General features: G+C 57.7%; 20 protein-coding genes. 8 read left to right on the forward strand and 12 right to left on the reverse strand.

Annotation, left to right across the window (positions count from 1 at the left end):
* Positions 1-294: 294 nt before the first annotated feature.
* Positions 295-2940, forward strand: a complete 2646-nt coding sequence (locus MDHKLMBL_RS06800; protein WP_104270580.1) for a nitrate reductase — start codon at positions 295-297, stop codon at positions 2938-2940.
* Here the strand turns inward: MDHKLMBL_RS06800 and MDHKLMBL_RS06805 are convergent.
* On the reverse strand, positions 2924-3589 hold the full coding sequence (locus MDHKLMBL_RS06805) for a hypothetical protein (protein ID WP_104270581.1): 666 nt from the start codon (positions 3587-3589) through the stop codon (positions 2924-2926). The genes MDHKLMBL_RS06800 and MDHKLMBL_RS06805 overlap by 17 nt on opposite strands.
* Positions 3590-3787: 198 nt before the next feature.
* Between MDHKLMBL_RS06805 and MDHKLMBL_RS06810 the strand changes: the two genes are divergently transcribed.
* From MDHKLMBL_RS06810 to MDHKLMBL_RS06830, 5 genes are read left to right on the forward strand one after another with little or no spacing between them, the layout of a single operon-like run.
* Positions 3788-5896, forward strand: a complete 2109-nt coding sequence (locus MDHKLMBL_RS06810) for a type I restriction-modification system subunit M (RefSeq protein WP_104270425.1) — start codon at positions 3788-3790, stop codon at positions 5894-5896.
* Positions 5893-7113 (forward strand): restriction endonuclease subunit S, encoded by a 1221-nt coding sequence (locus tag MDHKLMBL_RS06815; protein ID WP_115483693.1) that lies wholly within the window; start codon positions 5893-5895, stop codon positions 7111-7113. Before MDHKLMBL_RS06810 ends, MDHKLMBL_RS06815 begins: the two co-directional genes overlap by 4 nt.
* 54 nt (positions 7114-7167) lie before the next feature.
* Positions 7168-7788 (forward strand): type IV toxin-antitoxin system AbiEi family antitoxin domain-containing protein, encoded by a 621-nt coding sequence (locus MDHKLMBL_RS06820; RefSeq protein ID WP_241956187.1) that lies wholly within the window; start codon positions 7168-7170, stop codon positions 7786-7788.
* Between the two features lie 47 nt (positions 7789-7835).
* Positions 7836-8741 carry a nucleotidyl transferase AbiEii/AbiGii toxin family protein gene (locus tag MDHKLMBL_RS06825; protein WP_104270426.1) on the forward strand — a complete coding sequence of 302 codons (906 nt, stop codon included), beginning with the start codon at positions 7836-7838 and terminating at the stop codon, positions 8739-8741.
* Positions 8734-12003: a type I restriction endonuclease subunit R gene (locus tag MDHKLMBL_RS06830; protein ID WP_104270427.1), complete on the forward strand. Its 3270-nt coding sequence runs from the start codon at positions 8734-8736 to the stop codon at positions 12001-12003. The genes MDHKLMBL_RS06825 and MDHKLMBL_RS06830 overlap by 8 nt, the downstream gene beginning before the upstream one ends.
* A 53-nt stretch (positions 12004-12056) precedes the next feature.
* On the opposite strand, the gene MDHKLMBL_RS06835 is transcribed toward MDHKLMBL_RS06830, so the two are convergent.
* The 9 genes from MDHKLMBL_RS06835 to MDHKLMBL_RS06875 form a co-directional block, all read right to left on the reverse strand.
* Positions 12057-12503 carry a hypothetical protein gene (locus tag MDHKLMBL_RS06835; protein ID WP_104270428.1) on the reverse strand — a complete coding sequence of 149 codons (447 nt, stop codon included), beginning with the start codon at positions 12501-12503 and terminating at the stop codon, positions 12057-12059.
* Positions 12504-12518: 15 nt separating this feature from the next.
* Positions 12519-12866, reverse strand: a complete 348-nt coding sequence (locus tag MDHKLMBL_RS06840) for a hypothetical protein (protein ID WP_104270429.1) — start codon at positions 12864-12866, stop codon at positions 12519-12521.
* An 85-nt stretch (positions 12867-12951) separates the two neighbouring features.
* Positions 12952-13470, reverse strand: a complete 519-nt coding sequence (locus tag MDHKLMBL_RS06845; protein WP_008176957.1) for an Hcp family type VI secretion system effector — start codon at positions 13468-13470, stop codon at positions 12952-12954.
* A gap of 214 nt (positions 13471-13684) precedes the next feature.
* Positions 13685-15409, reverse strand: coding sequence for a bifunctional protein-serine/threonine kinase/phosphatase (locus MDHKLMBL_RS06850; protein ID WP_104270430.1), 1725 nt, complete (start codon positions 15407-15409; stop codon positions 13685-13687).
* Positions 15410-15486: 77 nt separating this feature from the next.
* A complete protein-coding gene (locus tag MDHKLMBL_RS06855; RefSeq protein ID WP_008176963.1) occupies positions 15487-16335 on the reverse strand; it encodes a formate/nitrite transporter family protein in 849 nt (282 codons plus the stop codon).
* Positions 16336-16670: 335 nt separating this feature from the next.
* Complete coding sequence (locus MDHKLMBL_RS06860; protein ID WP_104270431.1) at positions 16671-17405, reverse strand: energy transducer TonB; 735 nt, start codon at positions 17403-17405, stop codon at positions 16671-16673.
* The gene (locus MDHKLMBL_RS06865; RefSeq protein ID WP_008176968.1) at positions 17402-17812 is read right to left on the reverse strand and encodes an ExbD/TolR family protein; all 411 of its coding nucleotides are present in this window, start codon (positions 17810-17812) and stop codon (positions 17402-17404) included. Before MDHKLMBL_RS06865 ends, MDHKLMBL_RS06860 begins: the two co-directional genes overlap by 4 nt.
* Positions 17809-18204: an ExbD/TolR family protein gene (locus MDHKLMBL_RS06870; protein WP_008176970.1), complete on the reverse strand. Its 396-nt coding sequence runs from the start codon at positions 18202-18204 to the stop codon at positions 17809-17811. The genes MDHKLMBL_RS06865 and MDHKLMBL_RS06870 overlap by 4 nt, the downstream gene beginning before the upstream one ends.
* Positions 18191-18979: a MotA/TolQ/ExbB proton channel family protein gene (locus MDHKLMBL_RS06875; protein ID WP_104270432.1), complete on the reverse strand. Its 789-nt coding sequence runs from the start codon at positions 18977-18979 to the stop codon at positions 18191-18193. Before MDHKLMBL_RS06875 ends, MDHKLMBL_RS06870 begins: the two co-directional genes overlap by 14 nt.
* A 187-nt stretch (positions 18980-19166) precedes the next feature.
* On the opposite strand from MDHKLMBL_RS06875, the gene MDHKLMBL_RS06880 reads away from it, so the two are divergent.
* Complete coding sequence (locus MDHKLMBL_RS06880; RefSeq protein ID WP_104270584.1) at positions 19167-21509, forward strand: sensor domain-containing diguanylate cyclase; 2343 nt, start codon at positions 19167-19169, stop codon at positions 21507-21509.
* Here the strand turns inward: MDHKLMBL_RS06880 and MDHKLMBL_RS06885 are convergent.
* Positions 21492-22262, reverse strand: coding sequence for a sulfite exporter TauE/SafE family protein (locus MDHKLMBL_RS06885; RefSeq protein WP_104270433.1), 771 nt, complete (start codon positions 22260-22262; stop codon positions 21492-21494). The two genes, MDHKLMBL_RS06880 and MDHKLMBL_RS06885, sit on opposite strands and share 18 nt — an antisense overlap.
* Positions 22241-23380 (reverse strand): lysozyme family protein, encoded by a 1140-nt coding sequence (locus MDHKLMBL_RS06890; RefSeq protein ID WP_104270434.1) that lies wholly within the window; start codon positions 23378-23380, stop codon positions 22241-22243. Before MDHKLMBL_RS06890 ends, MDHKLMBL_RS06885 begins: the two co-directional genes overlap by 22 nt.
* Positions 23381-23432: 52 nt before the next feature.
* Between MDHKLMBL_RS06890 and MDHKLMBL_RS06895 the strand changes: the two genes are divergently transcribed.
* Positions 23433-24920: an amidase gene (locus MDHKLMBL_RS06895; RefSeq protein WP_241956188.1), complete on the forward strand. Its 1488-nt coding sequence runs from the start codon at positions 23433-23435 to the stop codon at positions 24918-24920.
* The last annotated feature ends 21 nt before the right edge of the window (positions 24921-24941 follow it).

Consider the following 24941-nt stretch of genomic DNA (forward strand, 5'->3'; position numbering starts at 1 on the left):
GGGTATTCGTCTGGTTTTAGTGCGTGGTAGGGCAGGTTTGCACCACTTTGATACCGGATTTGGTGGTTGGCCCGGAACCTTGGCGCATTGATGCGGGGCTGAAATCCTCGAGGGCCGCCATAGTCGGTGCCTGGCAGACCCCGGAGCCGCTCTCGATCGGAATGGCCCTGTTATTGCAACCGGTTATGCGACTGTTCAAGACAACCTGATTCCACTGGCAACGAAGCCCGCCCCTGATGCGCCTCCAAGGCATCCGGATTGGCGGGCTTTTTTTATGAAACCCGAGGAGGTGCTGTGACCGGTACCAACAAAAAACCGGCGACGGTTCAAACCACCTGCCCGTATTGCGGTGTGGGTTGTGGAGTGAGCGCAACGCCATCTGCGACCCGCGGGGATGAGACACATCCGGCGAATCTGGGGCGCCTTTGCGTGAAGGGCTCTGCCTTACACGAAACGCTGACTCCTGATGGACGACTGTTGCGGCCTGTTGTTCACGGTCGTGAAAGTGCCTGGCCGCAGGCAGTGGCGGAAGTGGCCCGACAGATTCGTGAATCAGTGGCGCTTCATGGGCCCGGGTCTGTGGCCTTCTATCTCTCCGGTCAGTTATTGACGGAAGATTATTACGTGGCCAACAAACTGGCCAAGGGGTTTATCCGCACACCCAACGTGGATACCAATTCCCGCCTGTGCATGTCGTCCGCCGTCGCTGCCCATAAAAGGGCCTTTGGCGGGGATCTGGTTCCCGGCTGTTATGAAGACCTGGAACTGGCGAACCTGTTGGTGCTGGCGGGCAGCAATGCCGCCTGGGCGCATCCGGTGCTGTATCAGAGAATGCAGGCTTCGGCGCGACCCGGCCGCCGGGTGGTGGTGATTGATCCCCGTAAAACCGCGACCAGCGATCTGGCGGATCTGCATCTGGCCATTCGTCCCGGGACCGATACGGTGCTGTTCAATGGCTTACTGGTCTGGCTGGCCGACCAGCAGGCAGTTGACCATGGTTACCTGGCGGATCATTGTGAAGGTTTTGACGCCAGCCTTAGCGCTGCCGAATCCGCGGCACCCTCTCCCGAAGCGGTGTCCAGGATCTGTGAACTGCCGGTAGAAGATGTCATTACCTTTTACCGATGGTTCGCAGAGGAGCAGCGCACGGTGACGGCGTTCTCCCAGGGCATCAATCAGTCTTCGGCCGGCACCGATAAAGGCAACGCCATTATCAACTGCCATCTGGCCACAGGCCGGGTGGGCAAGCCCGGCGCCAGCCCCCTTTCCCTGACCGGCCAACCCAATGCCATGGGTGGCCGGGAAGTGGGTGGGCTGGCCAACACCCTTGCCGCTCATATGGATTACGACAGCCTGGATGCCCGGGACCGCGTGGCCCGGTTCTGGGAGACCGAGGCGGTCGCAGATGGACCGGGCATGAAAGCCGTCGATCTGTTCGATGCGGTTGAGCGGGGTGATATCAAGGTGTTGTGGATCATGGCCACCAACCCTGCGGTCAGTTTGCCGGAGACCCATCGTATCCGGCGGGCCCTGGACCTGTGCCCGACTGTCATTGTGTCTGATTGCGTCAGGGACACTGACACCGCCCGGCATGCAGACATCCTGTTGCCGGCGGCGGGTTGGGGTGAGAAAGACGGCACGGTTACCAATTCTGAACGCTGCATTTCCCGTCAGCGGCGCTTTCTGCCGTTGCCCGGAGAGGCCCGGCCGGACTGGTGGATCGTCAGTGCGGTGGCCCGCGCGCTGGGACACCAGGCGGGCTTTGACTATGAACGGCCCGCGGACATTTTTCGGGAACATGCCCGGTTGTCGGGGTTCGAGAACGCCGGTCAGCGTTTCTTCGATATTTCCGGGCTGGCGGAGTTGAGCAATGAACAATACGAGTTGCTTGAGCCTGTCCAATGGCCGGTTACCGTGGCGGCGTCTGATTCCAGGCGACTGTTCACTGACGGTCGGTTTGCGACCGCCAACGGGCGCGCCCGCCTGATACCGATTGCCTCTCGATTACCGGCCAGGAATCCGAATGAAGCGTTTCCGTTGATCGTGAATACGGGCCGTATCCGGGACCAGTGGCACACCATGACCCGGACAGGCCGGTCCAGCCGGTTGCTGGCCCATCGCCCCGAGCCGTTCATTGAGGTGCATCCCGAGGATATCCGGGCGCTTTCCCTCAGCCCGGGGGCATTGGCAACACTGAAGAGTGCCCATGGGCACTTTGTCGGCCGGGTGCGCAGTGCGCCGGAGCAGCGGCGTAGTGAGGTGTTTGTGCCGATCCACTGGAACGATCAGTTCACCGGGCAGGGTCTGGCGACAGCGCTGACTGACAGCCTGGTGGACCCCATATCCGGGCAACCGGAGGCCAAGTATGGCCGTGCGACCCTCACCCACTGGCCTGCCCGTTGGTATGGACGTTTGCTGGTGCGACGGGATCGTCCAAAACGCTGGAAGGCAGACTACTGGGCCCAACAGGTTCTGCCCGATTGCGATAGCTGGATCGTGGCGGGGCAGTGCAAAATGGATTGGAAAAGTGCTGTGCCAGACTGGCTCGGCGGCCAGCCGCAGCTGGTGATGGAAGATGTCCGCGAAGGCCGCTTCCGGGCGGCGCGGTTGCGCAATGGTCAGTTGGAGGCGGTACTCATGGTGGATCGTGACGCGGCTGCCCTGCCATCCGTGGACTGGCTGGTCAGCTGCTTTAGTCAGCCAGAGCTCGACGAGGCGAGCCGGCGCGGCCTGCTGGCGGCAAAGGCCGTCGATGGGGATGATGCCGGCAACCTGGTTTGCAGCTGCTTCCAGGTTGGGGACCGACAGATTCAGCAGGCGATTGGGCGGGGTGCCAACAGCCTTGATGCCCTCGGCCGTGAGCTCAAATGCGGCACCAACTGTGGGTCCTGTGTGCCGGAGATACGGAGCCTTCTGGTTGCCGCTACCGAGGTGGTGTAAGCGGGCTTAGCACCTGCACAGGCACTCTGTATCGCACCCCTTTCGAGTGCCCGATGCCGTCCACGGTGCAGGTCTTTCGATTGACCCGAATGATCTGCCCGTGCAGTTCCCGCCGGCCGGCCCCGAATCGCACAGTATCACCCACCTGCCAGTGGGCAATCTGTTGCCTTGTGTCCACAGGCTCGAAGGGCGTATCCGGTAGCGCCAGACCCTGTTCCCTCGCCTCATCTGCCAGGGCCTTACGGGTCGCTTGCGCGGCCCCGTTCTCGTGCAACTCATCCAGAATGGTGTAGAAATGGCGGTTGTGCACGGATCCGCGATATCGCTGGCCGGCACTTTGCTGCAGGAGATGGGCAAACTCGTGGCAGCAGGTGTGTGCGAGCAAATTCAGGGTGCTCAGTTCCCCACCAAAGTAACCCCGTTTCCGGATCTCCCGGCCCGACAGCCAGCCGCTCGCCGTCTCCGGCTGGTGCTTGGCGGCAATCATGCGGGCACCGTAGGTGATCAGGTGTTGCCGGTCTCGAGAATCGTAACGGTGATAGGTGGCCTGGCCGGACCCAACCCGGCAATGCAGGACGCTGCCCGGATTGCGTTCCCGGACCCACTGCTCCGCCGGTTGCCAGAGCCGGTCCCGGGTGACGGTGCACATGAGCTCGCCGAGGCTGATGGCGGTCTGGGTTGGTAGGGGCGTTTTCTGCAAACTTGGGTACCTGGCTACTTCACGGATGCGTAAGAATAGACAAGCTTAACGTTCGAATTTACGGTTTGCTATGGTCTGGTTTCCCAATGTTGTTTAGAGTCTCTCCACATTTTGTGTAGTGGTAGTTTCAGGAGACGCCTTTCCACCATGAATGCCGAACAGCTCAAACAGCTTGAAGATGACCTCTGGTCTGCCGCCGATAACCTGCGGGCCAACTCCGATCTCAAGTCCAGCGAATACGCCACGCCGGTACTCGGCCTGATCTTCCTGAAATTCGCCGACAACAAGTACAAGCGAGCCGAGCCGGACATCACCAAAGAGTTTGCGGAATTCAGAGGCACCCGGCGGGACAAACCGATCTCCGAAATTGCCATCCAGAAATGCGGTTTCTATCTCCCGGATCACGCCCGTTACCACTACCTCCTGGGCCTGCCGGAGCAGGAAGACCTGGCCCGAAAGATCAAACAGGCCATGGAAGCCATCGAGGAATACAAACCCGAGCTGGATGGCATCTTGCCCAAGGACGAATACTTCGCCCTTACCCGCACCAGCAACACCCTGCTGGCGGAACTGCTGAAGAACTTCTCCAACATCCCGGCTGATGCCAATGGCGACATCTTCGGCAAAATCTACGAATTCTTCCTGGGCAAATTCGCCCTGAGCGAAGGCCAGAAAGGTGGTGAGTTCTTCACCCCTACCTCCGTGGTCAAACTGATGGTGGAAATCATCGAACCCCACCACGGCACGGTATACGACCCGGCCTGCGGGTCTGCCGGGATGTTCGTGCAGTCCCAGCAATTCGTGGAGCGCCACCGCAAGAAGCTGGACGAACTGGGCGAAGCCCACGACGAAGACCAGCTCTATGTCTACGGCCAGGAAAAGACCCTGGATACCGTCAAGCTCGCGAAGATGAACCTGGCGGTCAACGGACTGCGGGGTGAGATACGCCAGGCTAACAGCTATACCGAAAACCCCTTTGACGGCTTCGGAAAATTCGACTTCGTGATGGCCAATCCGCCGTTCAACGTGGACGACGTGCCCCTGGCCTCGGTGGAAGACGATCCCCGTTTCAACACCTACGGCCTGCCCCGCAAGAAAACCAAGGCCAAAGCCAGCGAAAAGGGCAAGGAAACCGTTCCCAACGCCAACTACCTGTGGATCAACCTGTTTGCCACCTCACTTAAGGACAACACTCCGGACAGCGGCCGTGCGGCGCTGGTGATGGCGAACTCTGCCTCCGATGCCCGCCACAGCGAGGCGGACATTCGCCAGACATTGATCGAGAACAACCTGATCTACGGCATGCTCACCCTGCCGTCCAACATGTTCTATACGGTCACCCTGCCCGCCACCCTCTGGTTCTTCGACAAGAACAAGCAGGACGACCGCATACTGTTTATCGATGCCCGTAACATCTTCACCCAGATCGACCGGGCCCATCGGGAATTCAGTGAGGAGCAGGTCCAGAACATCGCCATCATCAGCAAACTGCACAAAGGCAAGCGGGCCGACTTTATCCGGCTGGTGGACAGCTACTTCCGCAAGGGCATGGAACAACTGCTGGCCAACCGTGAAAAGGTGGAGCCGGTAAGTGAGCAGTTACTGGACGTGCTGGACGACGCCCAGGGCAAGCAGGCCGTGGGCGAACTGGTCAGCCAGTGGCAGGGCCTGAAAGCCCTGCAGCAAGCCAGTGATGCCTACACCGAAGCTGCCGACCTGCACCTGGGCACCCCGGAGGCCATCGAAACCGCCAACCGCACCCAGCACGAATTGAGAGCAAAGTTTGATCCGTTCTTCCAGCAACTGCACACCGGCCTGAAGCAGCTGGACAAAGTGGTACGCCAGCACGAAAAGGCCAGCGCGGAAGAGGCCAGACAGGCCGGCAAACGCACCTCCACCGACCGCAACGCCCGCCGCCTGAAAGAGGCGCTGGAGGAACTGCACAAGGAAGTTCGCAGTGCGGAGGCCTATTACCAGCATATTCACTGGCTTCAGGAACGCTTCCCGAATGCTGAGTACGAGGATGTAACGGGCCTTTGCAAGCTGGCGACACCGGAGGAAGTGAAAGAGCAGGATTACTCCCTGAATCCGGGTCGTTATGTGGGGGTTGTTATTGAAGAGGATGGGAAGACCGAGGAGGAGTTCATTGACGAAATGTCGCGGATGAATGATGACTTAGTTGAGTTGAACAATGCCGCCGCTGATTTGTCATCGCTGATCGCGAGAAATATGGAACAGGTGATTGATAAGTCATGAGTCTTTTCCCTGATAGCTGGAAGTTGGCTGAAGCACGCGAAATTTGCAGTCAAATCGTGGACTGCGTGAACAAGACTGCACCTGTTGTCGATTACGAAACGCCCTACAAAATGATTCGTACAACCAATGTGAAGAACGGTCGGATTGATTTGTCAGGTGCAAGATGCGTGGACGAGGCCACTTTCATCAAGTGGAATCGTAGGCTGACTCCAAGAAAAGGTGATGTTGTTTTAACCCGGGAAGCGCCGCTGGGAGATATCGGTTTAATCAGAACTGATGACAAGGTATTCCTTGGTCAGCGAACGATGATCTTCCGTGCTGACGGGATCAACTTAGACCAGCGATTCCTGTATTACTCGCTTCTTGGTCCAACATTGCAGGCTCAGATTTCGGCATTGGGATCTGGCTCTACAGTTGAGCATGTCAGGGTGCCGGATGCAGAAAGATTGGTAATTCCTCACCCGCCTATTGGCGAGCAAAGAAAGATCGCTGGTTTGTTATCTGCCTACGATGACCTGATCGAAAATAACAAACGCCGCATCACCCTGCTCGAAAACATGGCCGAGGAAATCTACCGCGAGTGGTTTGTGCGGTTCCGGTTCCCGGGGTGGCAGGAGGCGGATTTTGAGAAGGGGCTTCCGGCTGGTTGGTCGATCAAGAGGCTCAATGACATCTTGGCTCTTCAGTATGGAAAAGCTCTGAAAAGTGAGGATCGTGTTGAGGGCACTGTTCCTGTTTATGGCTCAAGCGGCGTTGTTGGTTTCCACAACGAAGCTCTCGTCGAGCGGCCGGGGATTATCGTGGGTCGGAAGGGTAATGTAGGGGCGATTCATTGGTCAGATGTTGCCTTTTACCCAATCGATACCGTTTATTACGTTGTGTCTGATCTGAGCGAACATTTCCTGTATTACCTCCTGCATTCCGTTAATTTTATAAATAACGATGCAGCCGTACCGGGTTTGAATCGAAAACAAGCCTATTCAAACGAAGTGTTGGTTCCGAAGAGTGGATTGATCGAGCAATTCGAAGAGCTGGTGAAGCCTCTTTACGATCAGAAAAGATCGTTGATCAAAATGAACGATAACTTAGAGAAAACCAAAAACCAACTCCTCCCCCGCCTGATCTCCGGCAAACTCTCCTTGGAAAACTTGGATATCCAGTTTCCGCCCTCCATGCAGGGTGCCCAGTCGGACAGCGCCGACGAAGCCGCCGCTTGAACCCCTAACGGTAATCAGACAAACTGTCACCAGATATCAATAAGTGGTGACGGTTTGTCTGATTCCGGCTCTGCCCGATCCTCCCGGGCACAACTCCAAACCCTGTTCCGACAGCACGGCGGCCAACTCCGCCTGAGCGAAGCGCTGGCCCGGGGCTATAGTCGGTACCAGTTCTATCAGCTTCGGGACGAAGGGGTGATTGAGCCGGTCAGCCGCGGCCTGTACCGGCTGGCGGACCTGCCTCCTATTGAAAACCCGGATCTGGTGGCCGCCGCTACTCGGTTCCCTGGTGCGGTGCTTTGCCTGATTTCCGCGCTGGACTGGCACGGTATAACCACACAGATTCCCCACCAGGTGCATCTGGCGGTGGATCGGGATGCCCGTCTGCCAGTGCTGGACTATCCGCCGGTGGCTGGTTATCGGTTCTCCGGGCAGGCCTTTAGTGCGGGCATCGAGCAGGTCGACGTAGATGGCATTACTCTGAACGTCTACAACCCGGAGAAAACCCTGGCGGACTGTTTCAAGTTTCGGAATCGTATCGGCATGGATGTGGCGCTGGAGGCACTGGATCTTTATCGCACTCGCAAAACCTTTCTTCCGGGCAAACTGATGGAATACGCCCGAATCTGCCGGGTCGCCAATGTGATGGGCCCCTATGTGGAAGCCAGGCTGTGAATGGAATCAGTCAATCACTGGAATAACCCAAGTGAAAGGAGATCACGATGGCCAAAAACACCGCCGCGTCTGTTCGCCAGAAACTGCTGAATAAGTCCCGGGAAGAAAAGCGCCCCTTTCAGGAGCTGTTGCAGTATTACGCTATGGAGCGGTTTCTTTACCGCCTCAGTCAATCGCCCCACAGCGGCTGCTTTACGCTCAAGGGTGCGCTGATGCTCTGGGCCATGCAGGGGCCGACCAGCAGACCGACCCGGGATATCGATATGCTGGGCCAGACCAGCAATGAACCTGAGGCGATCCTGGACCAGGTACAAGAAATTATTGCCGCTGAAGTGATGGATGACGGGTTGCATTTCGATCGGGATACCCTGAAGGCAGAAACCATCACCGAAGATGCGGACTACCAGGGGCTGAGGGTGACCTTCACTGGTTTTCTCGACAAGGCCAGAATTCCGATGCAACTGGATATTGGCTTTGGTGATCCCGTATTTCCGTTCCCCTCCTGGCTGGAGTTTCCAACCTTACTGGATTTTCCCGCTGCACGTATCAAGTGTTACACCCCGGAATCGTCCATTGCCGAGAAGTTCCAGGCGATGGTGAACCTTGGTGAGCTAAACAGTCGCATGAAAGACTTTTACGACATCTGGTTGCTCTCGCTCCAACACGAGTTCCGCCTGGAAAACCTGAAGGGTGCCGTTAAAGGCACCTTCCAGAAACGCGGAACCGAAATCCCTGAAACCAATCCCTTTTCTGCCGCTTTTATGGACAGCAAACAGCCACAGTGGCAGGCTTTCCGTAAACGCCTTGGCCAGGATCATGTGCCGGAGGCATTTTCGGAAGTTGTAGAGGCGGTGGTTGAGTTTCTTGGGCCGGTGATGGACGGTAACGTCACGGATGCCCCCGAGGAAATCTGGCATCCACCCGGTCCATGGAGTCGGCAGGCCGATGGCTAGTTTTATTTCGGAAGACAATATCGAGCAGGCGCTGTTGCAGCGTCTCCAGCATATTCATGGTTTCAATGTGCTGGACTGCTATACCGCAAAGCCGGAAGACCCGAACGATGGCTCCCACCGTGCGGATAAACGGGATGTGATTTTCCCGGTCGAGTTAAAAACCGCCTGCCTGGAATTGAATCCCGACATCCCTGAAAGCAAGATCGACGAAGCCATTGAGCGCGTGATGAACCGGCGTGGGGCAATGTCTCCGATTGCTGCCAACCGGGAACTGTATGACGTGATCCGGGATGGCGTGCCGGTTCAGTTTGATGATGAGCGCGGCATCAAACAGCATGAGAAAGTCCGGCTGGTTCATTTTGACGATCCGAAACAGAACCGCTGGTTGGCGGTCTCCCAGTTGTGGATCAAGTCGGTGGGCCAGGCCCCGAAGTCCGCCTACCGTCGCCCCGATGTAATCCTGTACGTTAACGGGTTGCCCCTGGTCTTTATCGAGCTGAAGAACTCCAATGTGCGGCTGCGCAATGCCTTCGAGGATAACCTGCGCAGTTACCGGCATGACATTCCCCAATTGTTCCACTGTAACGCATTCTGTGTGCTGTCCAACGCTCTGGAAACCAGGGTCGGAAGCTTCACTGCCGGCTGGGAACACTTCTTTAACTGGTTCCGGGTGGAGAGTGAGAATGAGGCGGTAAATCGCAAGGAAATTACCGAGCAGGCCACCAGCCTGGAACATGCTGCCGATGGCCTGTGCGAAAAATCTCGCCTGCTGGACTACGTCGAGAACTTCATCCTCTTCCATAAGGGTGAAACCAAGATCATTGCCCAGAATCACCAGTTTTTGGGGGTGAACAACGCCTATGAGCGTTTCCTGAATCGTCGGGAACACGATGGCAAATTGGGGGTATTCTGGCACACCCAGGGATCGGGCAAGAGCTTTTCAATGATTTTTTACGCCCGCAAGATCTTCCGGAAAGCCACGGGCAACTTCAGTTTTGTGGTGGTGACTGATCGTCAGGATCTGGACGGTCAGATTTACCGGAATTTCCTCAATACGGAAACGGTTCGTAAAGAGGATGCTGCCCAGCCGGCCAACGCCGAGGAAATGCGCAAGTTTCTAGGTCAGAACAAGAAGGTGGTGTTCACCCTGATCCAGAAGTTCCGTTACGAAAAGGGGCGCAAGTACCCTCGGCTGTTCGATCCCGAAAAGGAAAACCGGGAAATCATAGTAATGGTGGATGAGGCCCACCGAACCCAGTACAAGAGCCTGGCGGAAAATATGCGCGCAGGCCTGGAGGGAGCTCACTTCCTGGCCTTTACCGGCACGCCGTTGCTGGGGCGTGATCGCAAGACCAACAGCTGGTTTGGCGATTATGTGTCTGAGTACAACTTCCAGCAGGCGATGGAAGATAATGCCACCGTGCCATTGTTTTATGAGAAACGGGTGCCGAAGGTTCTGATCCAGAACGACGATCTGGGGGATGAGTTCTACGAGCTATTGGAAGACGAAAACCTGGACGAAGCCCAGCAGGAGAAGCTAGAGAAAAAGTACGCCCGTGAACTGGAAGTGATCAAGCGGGACGACCGCCTGGATACCATTGCCCGGGACATCGTGTACCACTTTCCCCGCCGTGGTTATCTCGGCAAGGGCATGGTCATCACGCTGGACAAGTTCACCGCTGTGCGCATGTACGACAAGGTGCAGCAGCACTGGAAGGACGAACAGAAACGCCTGCTGAAGCTGATCAAAGAATCGACCAACGAAGTTGAGAGGGCCCGCTACAAGAAGATCCGGGATTACATGAAAACGGTCGAGATGGCCGTAGTGATCAGCGATCCGAAAGCGGACGAGGAAAAGTTCGAGAAGCAGGGCCTGGATATCAAGCCGCACATCAAGCGCCTGGAGCAGCTTGATGAACATATGCACGACGTGGAGTACAACTTTAAAGACCCGGAGCACCCTCTTCAACTGGTGTTCGTCTGCGCCATGTGGCTAACCGGGTTTGATGCGCCAACTGTATCCACGCTTTACCTCGACAAGCCCATGAAGGGTCATACCCTGATGCAGACCATTGCCCGGGCGAACCGGGTGGCTTCATATCGCGTCAAAGGTCACAGCGGTGATCTGGTTGAGAAGAGAAACGGCGAAATCGTTGATTACTACAACGTGTTCCGCAACATGCGCAAAGCACTGAAAGATTACGCGCAGGGCGCGGATGGCGAGGAGCAGCCGGTTCAGGAAAAGTCTGAGCTCTTCGAACTACTCGATGATGCGGTTAGCCAAACACTTGAGTTCTGCCGGGAGCGGGATATCGAGCTGAATTCAGTGTTTGAGAAGCAGGATACCTTCAAGAATATCGGTTTCTTTAACCAGGCGGCCGATACCCTCCTGAGTAACGACGATTGGCGCAAGCAGTTTAACGTTTACGAAAACACCGTGACGGCTCTGTATGAGGCCTGCAAGCCCGAGATATTCCAAAAGCATGACAATCAGCGTATTGCGGCAATCCAGTACCTTCGTGGGGTGGTGGACGCACTGGTGGAGCAGGCCGACATCGACGAAATCAGTCAGAAGATTTCGGAACTGCTGGACGAGAGCGTGGTGGTGGACAATGCCGAGGCTTTCAACATCAAGGAGCACCGCGCGGAATACGAGATCGTCCAGAAAGGCCAGGGCTGGGATCTGAGCAAGATCAACTACGATAAGCTCCGTGAAGATTTCAAAAAAGCTGAGTACAAGCACATTGAGATTGCAGAGTTGCGCGCCTTTATCGAAGACAAATTGCAGCAGCTTCTGGAGCAGAACCACACCCGTACCGACTTTGCCCAACGGTTGCAGGAGATCATCGACAAGTACAATTCGGGGAGCTCCTCTGCGGATGCGTACTATGAAGATCTGGTCCAGTACGTTGGTAACATTCGGGAAGAATCAGAACGGCATATCCGTGAAGGTCTCAGCGAGGATGAGCTGGAGATCTACGACCTGTTGAAAAAGGACAAACTCACCAGAGCCGAGGAACAGAGAGTAAAGCTGGCGGCAAAGGATCTGATCATCCGTCTGTTGGAAGGCCATCCGAAAGTGTTGGTTCAGGATTGGTGGAAGGATGGCCAGACCCAGCGTGCGGTAAAGGCTGCCATTGAGGAAGTTCTGGATAAAGACCTGCCGGAGAGCTACGACCGTGTGGCGTTCAAGGAGAAGTGTGACAACGTTTTCGAGCTGGTCGTGGAGTTTGCGGCCAGTGGTCGGAAGTGGGTGGCATAAATTTTAGATCCTTTGGGCCCCTCAGATGCCAGAAGCAGTTGTCTTCGCTGCCTCTAGTTGACTCTTAAAGTAGATAGAACGTTGTCGAAAATGTTCTCATCAGCACTAATAGTGATCCATGTAGATCGATGTTTCGACGTGGCGATAAAAGCAGTGGTGTAGCCGTTTACAGTTGCAGAGAATCCATAGACTCCTTCGCCCAAATCCAGTTCTGTCACATCACCAGAGGACTTCTGTGCTTCTCCAAAACCCTGTCTGACCTCCTCTACTGCCGTTGAAAAGTCGGCGTTGGTTTCCATTGTCGCTACAGAGCCCACTAATTCCGAGCCGCGCCAAATCTGTGTTTCAGAAGGTTGGATATCGACAGTATCGAATTGTCTGCTATTGAACTCGAACGCAATACCATTGGAAGTGCGAAACTCGATGGCTTGTTGATTGATAGAAGCACAACCCGAGATCAGGCTGATCAAAAAAATCCCGCAAGCGATGAGCGCTTTCATGAAACACATCCCTGTTTAATTTAAAGAGTCGATTATAGCTGGTTTGAATTGCGCGGCGCGGAACCGCTTGCACATTATGTTAATGCGCACGTTGCCGGTGAGAAAAGGCTCTCCGGACTTTCTGATGATTCGCAGAGCCCACTTTCTTAGTTTATTGGCGGGCATAAGCAAATCCTGCGGGCTGGGAACTGCGTCAATCCAAGTGCTGCAGTCTTCCGTTTCTGCCAATAACTCTACTATTTTGACAATAGTTTCATCTGTAATGGTGGATGAGGTAAACAGACGGGCATTGCCTTGTCCATAGAATGACCGGACGATTGCTTGAATGATATCAACATCATTCTCAGTAATTGAGTCGCTCATGCTCTTCGTTCCTTGAAGCTCTAAAGCTGATGCTCCGTGGACCCTTTCGTCTCCGGAGCATCTATTCCGCTCACTGCGGATCGACTTACGCCTCGATCGGCGAGCGCCAGTCGTCAGCACCGGAAGTACCGGCAACGGCGTGCTCCCAGGTTACCTTGCGGTAGGACAGGGAAACGGTCACCAGCTGGGTGAAGTCGGCGTTGCCGGCATCCTGGCAGTGGGGCATGTTGCAGTTGATGTCGATGATGGTGGCATCTTCGAGGATGGTGGAGAAGAAGTGCTCCTGCTTGCCCTCAACGGAGGTGCGGTACCACTTCAGCTCGACCTTGGGCAGCATCTCGCCGGAGGCGAGGGCGTTGTACATCAGCGGGGTGGCCTTGTTCAGGGCGGAGGTGAACTTGAACGGCTTGTGCACGCGCTGACCGGATGGCTGACCGGACTGGGGATCGGTCGGTACGGTAACAACGTGGCTGAATTCCTGCACCAGCACTTCGTCTTCGTGGCCTTCCACGTAGATGTTACCGACAGAATCGGACGTGAATGCGCCGGCGGTGATGTTGCCCTGGGTCTGGCCTTCGATGCTGATATAACAAGGAGTTGGCATAGTCTGCTCCATGACTTGTGAATGAATAGTGTCCCCGGGTGTTCCCTGGACGCGGACTTTCATTACAAAGCCTGTGCCAGAAGAGGAAATAGTTTTTAAAACAGTGGGTTATCTTTTTTCTCGGAGATGTCCCCGGCGGGCCAGGCAACCGCGCGCCCGAACGCCGGGCGAAGGATTGCTGGTGGGGCAAAAACTTGCTCGGGCAATACCCGCTTCAGCCCAGGCCGAGGGCTGCCAGCAACGCCAGGAGCAATAACGCGGATACACCCTGCCAGAAGGCCACGGGATTGCGCTCCATTAACGGCGGCCGATGACGCTTGTGCCAGTCGACGGATGGGTGTCGCAGCTTGTACAGGTATTCCGAGAGCGCCGGGTAACGTCTGTGGGCCTGAGGGTGAACCGCTTTTTCAATGGCATCGTCGACCCAGGCGGGAAGATTCTCACGTAAGTGTCTCGCGGGCCGGTAGTTCAGCCCGCGAAGCTGGTTCCGGCTATGGATTTTCGGTACTTCCGCGCCATAGGGAAGCTGGCCGGTGAGCAACTGGTAGGTAATCACGCCCAGGGAGAACTGGTCTGATAGCCAGCTGCCGGGCTCGCCGAGAAAGGTCTCAGGGGCACTGTAAAGGGCGGCCCCCCGAGGAACCGCCTGTTCGCCGATCTCAGAGTCCTCAAGGCCGGCGACCCGGGTGGCACCGAAATCAATCAGCGTGACAGTGCCATGGGGATCCACCAGCACGTTTTCCGGCTTCAGGTCCTGATGCACCATTTCAAGCCGGTGGAATGCCCTCAAGCCTTTACCAATCTGCTCAACGAGATCACGCACGGTATCAAGTGTCGGAGCCGGGTTGTCCAGCATCCATTGCCGCAAGGTACAGCCTTCCACGAACTCTGTGGCCTGGTAGAGAAAGCTGGGTCGTTGGCTGGACTGGAACGGTCTTGCGACATGAGCGCTGCTGATTCGCCTGGCAATCCACTGCTCGGTGGAAAACTGTTCCAGGTAGACCGGATCGTGTCTCTGTTCCAGTGAGGGCATCTTCAGCACCACCCGGGTATCGGTTTCCTCATCCACCGCCAGGTAGACATGGCTGCGGCTGCTGGCGTGAATCTGTCTCAGAATCCGGTAACCGTCCAGATGTTGGCCCGGCTGAAGTTCCGGCGCAAAGGGCAGCTGGGCCAGCTGGTGAAACAGCTCGCTGCTTTCCGGAACCGCGGGGACCGAGTTCACCCGGATGATCTGGGCGGTCAGGTTGTCATCACTGCCCTGTTCGAGGGCCTGGGCTGCCAACCGGCGGGCGGCAGCGTCCAGATCATCGCCAGATTCCCGGATGATACCGGCCATGGTTCGCTCATCCAGGTGCTCATGGATGCCGTCGGTCGCCAGCAAAAAGGTATCGCCGGGCTGGATCGGCAGGCTTCGATAATCGATATCCAGTTGATGGCCAATGCCCATGGCCCGGGTCAGGCAGCTCTCTTCCGGGGAGAGCCAGAGCCGGTGATCGGTGCTGAGCTGTTCAAGTTGGTCGTGGTGAACCCGGTAGATGCGGGTGTCGCCGATATGAAACAGATGTGCGGTGGCGGACCTGAGCACCATCACGCTCAGGGTACAGACATAGCCTCGGTCGCGGTCATAGCGGTATTGGCTTTGCCGGGTCTGGGCATGAAGCCAGGCATTGGTTGCGAGCAGCACCCGTTGGGCGGACTGTTTCACCGACCAGCTTTCCGGAGTGGAAAAGTAGTCGCTGAGGAAACCCGCGACGGCGGACTCGCTGGCAATCTGGCTGACATTGCTGGAGCTGATGCCGTCGGCGATGGCAACGGCGATGCCTTTGGTGATCAGCTGGTGGCCCTTTGGCACCAGTAAACCGTGGAAGTCCTGGTTGACTGGTTTGACGCCAGCGTCGGAGTACTGGCCGGCGGAAACGGAAAGGGAGCTGGTCATTGGGAAACGGCATTTCCTCGATCAAGGAAAACGCAACTCCGGCGGGTGCGGCAGCCGGAGTTGCAGGACGCCCCGACTCAGTTGGTACGGGCCAGGGCAGCGTCGTTGTAGGTTTCCGCAACCTTGCGCTTGGGCGCGGTGCGCACATGGGTGGTGTAGAGGGTCAGGCCGGTAAAGGCGAGGCCGCCAACCAGGTTACCCAGAACGGTGGGAATCTCGTTCCACCACAGGTAGTCCATCACCGAGAACTCGCCGCCCATGATGATGGCAGACGGGAACAGGAACATGTTCACGATGGAGTGCTCGAAACCCATGAAGAAGAACAGCATGATGGGCATCCACATAGCCAGTACCTTGCCACTGACGCTGGTGGAAATCATGGCGCCAACCACGCCCATGGAGACCATCCAGTTGCACAGCATGCCGCGAATGAAAATGGTGGCCCAGCCGGCAGCACCGAACTCCGCGTAGCCAAGCGTGCGCGCTTCACCAACACTGGCGATCTTCGCGCCAACGGCACCGGGATCGGTATTGAAACCGTAGGTGAAGATAAACGCCATCATGAAGGCGACGGTCAGTGCGCCGCCCAGGTTGCCAAGGAATACCCAACCCCAGTTGCGCAGTATGGCTGCCGGGGTCACTCCGGGGCGTTTATCAAGCAATGCAAGGGGCGTGAGCATGAACACGCCGGTCAGCAGGTCGAAGCCCATCAGGTAAAGCATGCAAAAGCCGATCGGGAACAGGATGGCGCCGATCAGGAACACGCCGGTCTCGACCGCTACGGTAATGGCAAACGCGGCAGCCAGCGCCAGAATGGCGCCCGCCATAAAGGCCCGAATCAGTGTGTCCCGCGTTGACATGTAGATCTTGGATTCGCCGGCGTCGACCATTTTGGTGACGAACTCCGAAGGCACGATGTAAGACATAATGTTTCCCCTGACTTCTCTCGGATGGCCGGACTTTTCAAGCGGCCAAAAAAAACGGCGGTACCCGGTGCCTGCAATTTGCAGGTGCGAGTAGACGCCGTCGTCTGAATGAATCTGTCGCTGTGAGCAGAACCGACATTGGTTCCGCTAACCGAGTGGGTGCAGAGACTGTGCCAGCTTGGCGGTCTGCCGGGGAAAACGGATATAAATCAAAAGGGTAACGTTCTGAGAGGGATGTCGCGCGAAGCGGGTGAAGACGCGATTGCTGATCCGACGCACCCGATCGGTGCGTGAATGGTTAAGGCTGCTGCAACCTGGCGCAGCCATGGCGAGGCTCAGCGAAGGCTGAAGCGCACTGGCAAGGCGTAGCGGAATTTTTGTCCGGCAATCTCGTCGGGTACCTCAGGCAGAGGTGCTGCCTGCTCCAGCATGGCCAGTGCCGACTCGTCCAGAAGCTGGTGTCCGGAGCTGGTTCTCAGGCTGTGGGCGATCAGCGAGCCATCCCTCTGGAATTCGAACACAATGACAGGAGTGCCTTCCTGGCCCAGGCGCCTTGCCCGGCGGGGATATTCATAATACCGGGCAAGGTGGCGGCTGAGTCTGGACAGGTAATTGTCCACTTCTGATTTGACGCCAGCGTTCTGCAATGGAACGGTCGCCTGTGATTGTTGCTCCGTTGCAGTTTCTGCCGGCTCACCGCTTGGTGCTTGCGCTTCGGCGGTCTTTGGCTCGGGCGTGGGTTCCGCTACCGGCTGAGGTTCAGGCGCTGGCTCAGGTTTCGGCTCAGGCTCAGGTTCAGGTTCAGGCTCCGGCTCTGGCTCTGGCTCTGGCTCTGGCTCTGGTTTGGGTTCCGGTTGGGGTTCGGGTTCTGACTTTGGCGCAGCTTCGGGTTTCGGCGCGGGTTCACCGGCCAGCTTTATGCGAATAGCGGGCGCCGTATTGACCGCGGATTCGCCCAAAGTGTTGAGCTCCACCGTCTTTTCGGGAGACGCGAACACCAGGGCGACAAGAGTGATCATGAATGCCAGCAGCAAGAGTGCCCACCGGAAGGGCGGTTGTTGCGGCATCATTGGCCAGGCTCCGTCAACAACAGAATATCCTTGTATCCGGCTTCCTCAAGCAACCGGAACAGTGTCTCCAGGTCCGCCATGGTGATTCGTTCTGCAGCGGCGATTTTCAGGGGCTGCTCTTCGCCAGGTTCTGGCAGTCTGGCAACCAGGGAGTCCCTGTCGAGTAGCTCGCCGTTCACTTTCCACTCGCCCTCGGCACTGACAATCATGTCCGCGTGCGGCGACTGCCGGTCCTCCGCCTGCTGCGTGGCAGGCAATTCCGGAAGTGGGTCATCGGTCAGTTGGCCGGCAACAATGAAAAACATGAGCAGCAGAAACACAAGGTTGATCAACGGCAGAAGTGCATCTTCCACACGTTCCATCAAGGTTTTGCCGGAGGTAAACGGAGGTGGAACCAGATCGCTCATGGTGTTGTCGCGTTCGTCCGCTTCCAGTGGCTGTCGATACCCTGGTCAACCAGGCTGCTGAGCACCCGGGTGAAGGCTCCCAGCGGTGTGTCGCCGGTTGTTGCGAGGTTTACTTCGGTAATACCGGCGTTGCCCAGCTCGGTCATGAGCTGGTCGAGGGCCATGGCCTGTCCCTGCCACTGCACCTTGCCATTGGCAGTCACTGTCAGCTCGGGCAGCGGCTCGCCAGTGATCGGGCTGCGGTTCGAGGTGTTGTTGGCCAGCTCCAGGTAATCCACGGGCAGTAGCCGGGTGGTCAGCATAAAGAACACCAGAAGTATGAACACCACATCAATCAGAGGCGTAATCCGGATCGGAATCGGACGACTTGGTCTCGGTTCAACCAGTTGCATGGGCGAATCGCTGACCCCGGACGGTTGAATAGCGATCAGGCTCCTCGCTGGCTGTCTCTGTATCAAGCTGTTGCGCCGGAGACTGGTACGACGTGTCTGCGGCCTCCAGAGTCTGCTCCGGCACGATATGCAGAACTGAAACCAGGGTGCTGTTGATGGTCTTGTGGATGCGCCGCAGTCGGAACTCGATCCAGGCAGCCAGGGCGGCAAAGGGTATGGCGACAACCAGGCCCGCCGCCGTGGTGGTCAGCGCCTCATAGATGCCGCCACTGAGCTGAGTGGCGTTGGCCCGGCCTTCGGTAGCCGCCATGGCGCTGAAAGCTTCCATCATGCCGAGCACGGTTCCCAGCAGACCGAGCAGTGGCGCCAGGGCTGCGATGACTTCAATAATCTTGAGGGGTGCCTCGAACGGCTCGAGAGAATGTTGCGCATCCCGCGCGGCGGTTTCCCGAATCTGGCGATCATCCTGGCCGTTCTGAATGGCCTCAATCGTATCGGTGACAAGCCGCTGCAGCGGATTCATCTGCCCCCATCGTCCGGCCTGATGTCGAACCTCGGACGGTCGGACTGACGCCGGATCCTTCTGCCAGTTCATTACGGTTTGTTTAAGCCGGCCAGACAAACGCGGTGCATAGAGGGCCCCGAGAAGCATCAGATACACGAAGGTAACGAAGCCAACGACGGCAAGCACCACCAGAACAATCATGACAGGGCCACCCATATCAATAAGTTGGGTGATCGGGCCGGCATTCAGGGGCAGAGTTAGGTCCGTCATGCGAAGAGTTCTCAATGTGTAAAAATGGAACTAAATAATAACGATTAGCATTGAATTTGCAAGCGTGTAGCCTGACTTCACAAAGCCCTCTGTTAGAATTGAGTTAAATGTAAGAGTTGCAAAAAGAAAGAAAAAACGGAGGTCAGATCATTACCGGTTGTCTAACCCGCTGCGGGGCCTGGAAGTCATGATGATCAGGAGATGGTTGGGTAGCCTGGCGAATCGGGCAGTGGCCCTGGTGGTTGTTGCGATCATCCTGACGGCCCTGCTGGTAACCGTTGCCGGTTTCCTGCTGAGCCGCTCCGAGCTGGAGCAGCAGGCCCGTAACCAGGTGGAAACGATTGCCACGCTTATTGCGGGGGAGCTGGACGACAAGCTGGCCCTGCGACTGGAGGCACTCAACCACGTAGCCCAGAATCTCACCATGTCCGGTGATGTTCTCAACACCAGGGCCCGGATCCTGATCCGCCGCCAAACAGCCCTGGAGCATCTGTTCGATGCGGTTTACCTGATCGATGAAAACGGTCTGGTCATAGCCGAGAATCCCGAAGATTACCGGCAGGCGGGACTGGATGTCAGTAACCGGGAGTATTTTCAGCGGATTTCCTCCACGCTCACCCCGGTGATCAGCGAGCCCTACATCTCTCACTATCAGGAAAAGCCGGCCATCATGGTGGCTGCGCCGATTTTCGACCACCGTCAGCGTTTCATTGGTGTGATTGGTGGTGCCATCGCGCTGGATGGCAACAATTTTCTGGATCAGTTCATTAACATCCGTATAGGAACGACCGGCTATCTCGGTGTGGCAACCCGCAGTGGTTTTGTGGTGGTTGACCAGCGGGACCACCAGCCCATGGCGCCGGTGCGGGTTGCGAATCCTGTACTCCGGGATGCGATGGAGGGGTTCGAGGGCACCTTGGAGACCCGCAACAGTAATGGTGAAAAGACCATCATGTCGGTGCAGCAGCTGACCCAGGTGCCCTGGTTTGTTTCCGCCTCCTGGCCTGCCCGGGAAGCCCTTGCACCAATTACACGCACGGTGGATGCCTTCGTTTGGATCCTGCTGCTGGTCATCCTCTTGATTGCGCCCGTGGCACTGTGGCGTTTCCGGCGGCTGATGGCGCCGCTCAAGACATTGGGCATCCAGATCCGTGAGCGCCACCTGGGTATGCGTTCCGATCCGGTGGATGTCGCCGGGGGTAAGGAAATCCGCCAGGTTGCCGAGATCTTTAACACGGTGACCGATGAGCGTGATGAAGTTCTGGTGTCTCTGGCAGAAAGAGAGGCATTTTTCCGTTCCCTTACCCAGAGTGCGCCCATCGGTATTGTCCAGACCGACGTCCTGGGCCGTATCGAGTTTGCCAACCCGGCTTTCGAGGCGATCGTCGGCAAACCGGCGGAAGATCTCACATACAGTTACCTGGCCGATCGTGTGGACAATGCCGACCGGCAGGAGGCGATTGCCGGTTGGAAGAATGCGATCAGGAGCCAGAGCGTTTTCCGGGGCCGGTTGAGACTGGCGGCTCCGGATCGGGTGATCTGGGCCGATGTGATGACGGCGGCAATCCAGACGCCTGAAAAGGCTCTCGGCACCATCACGGTCGTTCGCGATATATCCCATGAGCTGGAAGTGGAAGAGGCACTCAAGACCGAGCAGCAGCGCGCGGAAACCATACTCCGCGTTCTTCAGGAAGGCGTCCTGATGGTCGATGTCGAGGGGGTTATCCGGTTTGCCAACGATGCTGCCTGCCGCCTGCTGGGCATTGAGGGCGAGTGCGTGCTTAGAAACTTCTTCCAGTTGGTTACCATCGAGACGGAAGAGCGGGAACTGACGGCACAGGAGTTCCTGTCCGGGGATGACCTGGACAGCCTTTACGTCACCTTGCGGAACTCATTGGGCGTTCCCTTCCCCATAGACCTCACCATGCTGCACATTCGCCAGGGGCGAGAGGATGAGCGTCTGGTTTTCGTGCTGAGGGACGACAGCGATCGCCGTCGTCAGGAAGAACGGCTGTCCTGGGAGGCGACCCACGACAGCCTGACCCATTTGCTGAATCGGCGCGCGTTCAATGCGTCGCTGGTCCGTTGCCTGGGCGAGGCCGGGCGCCAGGAAGCACGTTCGGTGTTGATGCTCATTGACCTGGACTACTTCAAACCGGTCAATGATGAGGGCGGCCACCTGCTCGGCGACGATCTGCTTAAACGGCTCGCCGAACTGTTCAAGGAATCGGTTCGCCAGTCCGATACCGTGGCCAGACTGGGTGGGGATGAGTTCGGTATTATTCTACCGGCTTGTGGCATGGCCAGGGCCCAGGCACTGGCGGAACGGATTCGCGCCGATGTTGAAGCGCTTCGGATCGAACATGACGGCGGGTCCTTCGGTGTCACCACGAGCATTGGGCTCACGGAACTGACACCGGAAGATAGCGGCCCGAGAGAGGTCATGGCACGGGCCGATGAGGGTAGCTACATCGCCAAATCCCGGGGGCGCAATACGGTTGTCGTCGTCCCGTCACCACCAGCCGGCTGAGACACTGGCCTGCCACAGCAGACGAATGGCCAGCGCGGTCAGCACGATATTAAAGATCAGTGTGAACTTATGGTTGCTCAGGGACTTCAGTACATGGAGTCCGAGCCAGGTGCCGGCAAAGCCGCAGATGATCATGGCAATTATGAATGGCAGCCATTCGAAGAAGATGAATCCGGCGGCTCCGAATACGAGCGCCTTGGGGGCGTGCTGCAGCGTCATGGCCGTGGCGAAGGTGGCCACGGTTTTGAACCGGTCGGTGTGAATCTGCTTGATGAATGCGGCAACCAGCGGCCCGGTGGCGCCCACGAACAGACTGATAAAACTGGTCAGTGCCGATGCCAGAAACACGCCGGGGGCGCCGAATGCACCCTTGGGCAACGCCGGTCCCCAGCACAGGTAGAGAACGAAAAGCGCGATGGTCAGCTGCCAGATATGGGCCGGGAGATTCACCAGTAACCAGGCCCCCAACGCCGCCCCTGCAATCACGCCGGGCAGAAACGCTGCGATCACTCGCCAGTCCACATGCCGCCAGGTCAGTGCCGCCCGACCAACATTGGAACCCAACTGGATCATGCCGTGAACCGGGATAATGGCTGCCGGCGGCATCCAGCTGGCCATCAACACCAGCAGCAGAACGCCGCCACCGGCGCCGAGGCTGGCGGTGATCATCGAGGTAATGGTGGAGCTGGCGAGCAGGAAAACGGCGACTGGAAGGCTCAGGCTTTCGGGTATCAGTTGGTTGAGTACTTCCATTCACAGAATTCCGTTGATTTCAGTTTGGCCGTGCGACACAGGGCCTCGGTTGCCAGCTGAACATCGGCCACATAATAGAGCGAGGCAAGACCGAGCCGGTCCCGCCCAAGGTTGTGAAAAATCAGGCCGAAGGCAATATCACCGGCGGTGAAGCGTTCGTGGTTGGCGGCAAAATATTCCGCTGGCTGTGCCAGCACCGGATCGTCCAGCAGCGCCTGGACCCGTCCTGCGCCGCCATGATACGCCTGAACCAGCAGCAGGGTGAACAAGCGGTCCCTTTTGGCATCCGGCAGATGGCCGAACCGTTGCTGGAAAACCGGTGCCAGATTGCGGGCATTCTGATTCATCAGGCGCAGGGCGCAGTCTATCTGTGCCAGTCGGTGCCAGAAATTGTCGGGGGCAATCTCGCAGTCAGAGAGTGCGGCGGGTGACAGCTGCAGGATGCCCCTGGCGTTGGCCCGGGAATGGGCTCTTGCCCGCGCTCCACTTTCAATCAGGATCTGGCCGGCCAGATATCGGGGCAAGGCCTGGGGCAGGGTCAGGCGGTTCTGGTTGCTGCGGTGTTCGTATACGTAGATCAGCGCGTCATGCAGGCTTTCCGGCGCACTACTGTCGGCAAAGTTGAGGTCGTCCCAGGCGCCCCAGATCCGGTCTGCCGGCAGGGTGCCAAGATAACGGGCAACGGCTTCATCAACGTTTACATGGGGCTGGTCGCAGGAAAGGGCGAACGGGTAGCCTGTCTGGCCGGTCTCTCCGGCAACCCAGTCTTCCACCTTGCCATTCTCATACAATGATTTTCGGGTTGCGTTCAGCAGTCGCTGGGTGGCTTCACGGTCGTCACCGTCACTGATCCAGGCCAGAAACCGGCCACGCATGTCGTACAGAACGTGGCGATCAGCACTGGCGCAATAGCCGGATTCCTTCAACACCCAGCGCCGGATGGTGAGAATGTTTTCAAACACCCCCTGGCTGACCCAATAGGGCGATGTGCGGACAATGCGGGTCCAGTCGCTGTCGTCACTGGTTGCCGTCTGGGTCTCCTGGGCGGATACCACAACCGGCGCTGCCAGGATGAAAATCACGGCAAGCTGGCGTAAGCTATTGAGAAATCTGATCATAGACGTTAGCCCCGCGACTTTCCTCAGAACAGAATAACAAATGGAACCTGCCATGAAGCAATCTGAATACCTTCGTTACGATGCTACTGCCCTTGCTGATCTTGTCCGTCGGGGCGAGGTCACTTCAAGGGAAGTATGCGAGGCGGCCGTGGAACGGGCAACCCGCGTGAACGGCGCGCTTAATGCGATCTGCTATCCGCAGTTTTCCGAAGCGCCAGCGCAGCGCTTTCCCGAGCAGGCTGTTTTTGCCGGCGTTCCTCTGTTGCTCAAGGACCTCGCCCAGGAACAGGCGGGGCATCCGTGCACCTATGGCAGTCGCGGCATGAAAAAGAATATTGCGCCCCAGGACTCGGAGTTTGTCCGACGGGCCCGGGACGGCGGTCTGGTTTTCCTGGGGCGAACTGCCACCCCGGAGTTTGGCCTGAAAGCGGTTACCGAGTCTGAGCTCTGGGGGCCAACCCGTAACCCCTGGAATACGGAGCTTACACCGGGGGGCTCCAGCGGCGGCTCCGGTGCGGCGGTCGCGGCCGGTATCGTGCCCATGGCGGGCGCCAACGACGGCGGCGGCTCCATCCGCATTCCGGCGGCTTACAATGGTCTGTTCGGTCTGAAACCGTCCCGCGGTCGCATTTCCTCAGGGCCCTTCATGGGCGAGGCCTGGACCGGGGCCTCTACCGACCATGTGGTGACCCGAACGGTCAGGGACAGCGCGGCGATGCTGGATGTGCTCAACGGGCCGGCGCCAGGCGATCCGTTCAAAATTCCTGCGCCGTCTGCCGCCTACGCAGAGCTGATGCAGCGGTCTCCGGGCAGCCTCAGAATCGGTGTGTTTACCTCCTCGCCTTACAGCACTGAGGTGGCCCCTGAGTGCGTTTCTGCCGTCGAGGAAACCGCACGGGTTCTTGAGAATCTCGGACACAAGGTTGAATACGCAGCGCCGGAGTTTGACGGCATGGCCCTGGCCCGTTGCTATCTGGGCCTGTATTTCGGCGAAGTGTCGGCGCTGATGGCGAAGGCGAAAGAGCAGTTCGGCGCCACCGACAGCGATTTCGAGCTGGATACCCGGCTGATCGGCATGCTTGGAGAGACCATGCCGCTCTCCGATTATGTCCGCCGCCGCCAGCAGTGGAACGAATTTGCCAGGGCGCTGGGCGCGTTCTTCGGGAGTTACGATTTATACCTCAGCCCCACCACCGGGCAGTTACCTGCAGCGATTGGAGAACTGGAAACGCCGGCCCATCTGAAATTTGCTGCCCGCCTGATGCTGAAGTTCAAGGCCGGTAAGCTGGTGCACCGCTCTGGACAGGTGGATCAGATGGCTCTGGAAAGCCTGGCGCGAACACCCTTTACCCAGTTGGCCAACCTCACCGGGACGCCAGCCATGTCTGCGCCAATGCACTGGACTGCCGAAGGTTTGCCGGTGGGTGTCCAGTTCGGCGGGCCCCACGGCGCCGAAGCGACCCTGCTTCAGTTGGCGGGCCAACTGGAGGAGGCTAACCCGTGGTTCAGCAACTATGAAAAACTTGAGGACGCGTTTTGAGTTAGCCGGGGTTGTGATCCG

Source organism: Marinobacter flavimaris (genome assembly GCF_002933295.1).
Lineage (GTDB): Bacteria > Pseudomonadota > Gammaproteobacteria > Pseudomonadales > Oleiphilaceae > Marinobacter > Marinobacter flavimaris.

Bases quoted from the DNA above. Each gene is read 5' to 3' on its own strand.
- MDHKLMBL_RS06805 (WP_104270581.1), bottom strand. From the start codon at position 3,589: ATGTGCACCGTCACCCGGGACCGGCTCTGGCAACCGGCGGAGCAGTGG.
- MDHKLMBL_RS06810 (WP_104270425.1), top strand. From the start codon at position 3,788: ATGAATGCCGAACAGCTCAAACAGCTTGAAGATGACCTCTGGTCTGCC.
- MDHKLMBL_RS06815 (WP_115483693.1), top strand. From the start codon at position 5,893: ATGAGTCTTTTCCCTGATAGCTGGAAGTTGGCTGAAGCACGCGAAATT.
- MDHKLMBL_RS06825 (WP_104270426.1), top strand. From the start codon at position 7,836: ATGGCCAAAAACACCGCCGCGTCTGTTCGCCAGAAACTGCTGAATAAG.
- MDHKLMBL_RS06830 (WP_104270427.1), top strand. From the start codon at position 8,734: ATGGCTAGTTTTATTTCGGAAGACAATATCGAGCAGGCGCTGTTGCAG.
- MDHKLMBL_RS06835 (WP_104270428.1), bottom strand. From the start codon at position 12,503: ATGAAAGCGCTCATCGCTTGCGGGATTTTTTTGATCAGCCTGATCTCG.
- MDHKLMBL_RS06840 (WP_104270429.1), bottom strand. From the start codon at position 12,866: ATGAGCGACTCAATTACTGAGAATGATGTTGATATCATTCAAGCAATC.
- MDHKLMBL_RS06845 (WP_008176957.1), bottom strand. From the start codon at position 13,470: ATGCCAACTCCTTGTTATATCAGCATCGAAGGCCAGACCCAGGGCAAC.
- MDHKLMBL_RS06850 (WP_104270430.1), bottom strand. From the start codon at position 15,409: ATGACCAGCTCCCTTTCCGTTTCCGCCGGCCAGTACTCCGACGCTGGC.
- MDHKLMBL_RS06855 (WP_008176963.1), bottom strand. From the start codon at position 16,335: ATGTCTTACATCGTGCCTTCGGAGTTCGTCACCAAAATGGTCGACGCC.
- MDHKLMBL_RS06860 (WP_104270431.1), bottom strand. From the start codon at position 17,405: ATGATGCCGCAACAACCGCCCTTCCGGTGGGCACTCTTGCTGCTGGCA.
- MDHKLMBL_RS06865 (WP_008176968.1), bottom strand. From the start codon at position 17,812: ATGAGCGATCTGGTTCCACCTCCGTTTACCTCCGGCAAAACCTTGATG.
- MDHKLMBL_RS06870 (WP_008176970.1), bottom strand. From the start codon at position 18,204: ATGCAACTGGTTGAACCGAGACCAAGTCGTCCGATTCCGATCCGGATT.
- MDHKLMBL_RS06875 (WP_104270432.1), bottom strand. From the start codon at position 18,979: ATGACGGACCTAACTCTGCCCCTGAATGCCGGCCCGATCACCCAACTT.
- MDHKLMBL_RS06880 (WP_104270584.1), top strand. From the start codon at position 19,167: ATGATGATCAGGAGATGGTTGGGTAGCCTGGCGAATCGGGCAGTGGCC.
- MDHKLMBL_RS06885 (WP_104270433.1), bottom strand. From the start codon at position 22,262: ATGGAAGTACTCAACCAACTGATACCCGAAAGCCTGAGCCTTCCAGTC.
- MDHKLMBL_RS06890 (WP_104270434.1), bottom strand. From the start codon at position 23,380: ATGATCAGATTTCTCAATAGCTTACGCCAGCTTGCCGTGATTTTCATC.
- MDHKLMBL_RS06895 (WP_241956188.1), top strand. From the start codon at position 23,433: ATGAAGCAATCTGAATACCTTCGTTACGATGCTACTGCCCTTGCTGAT.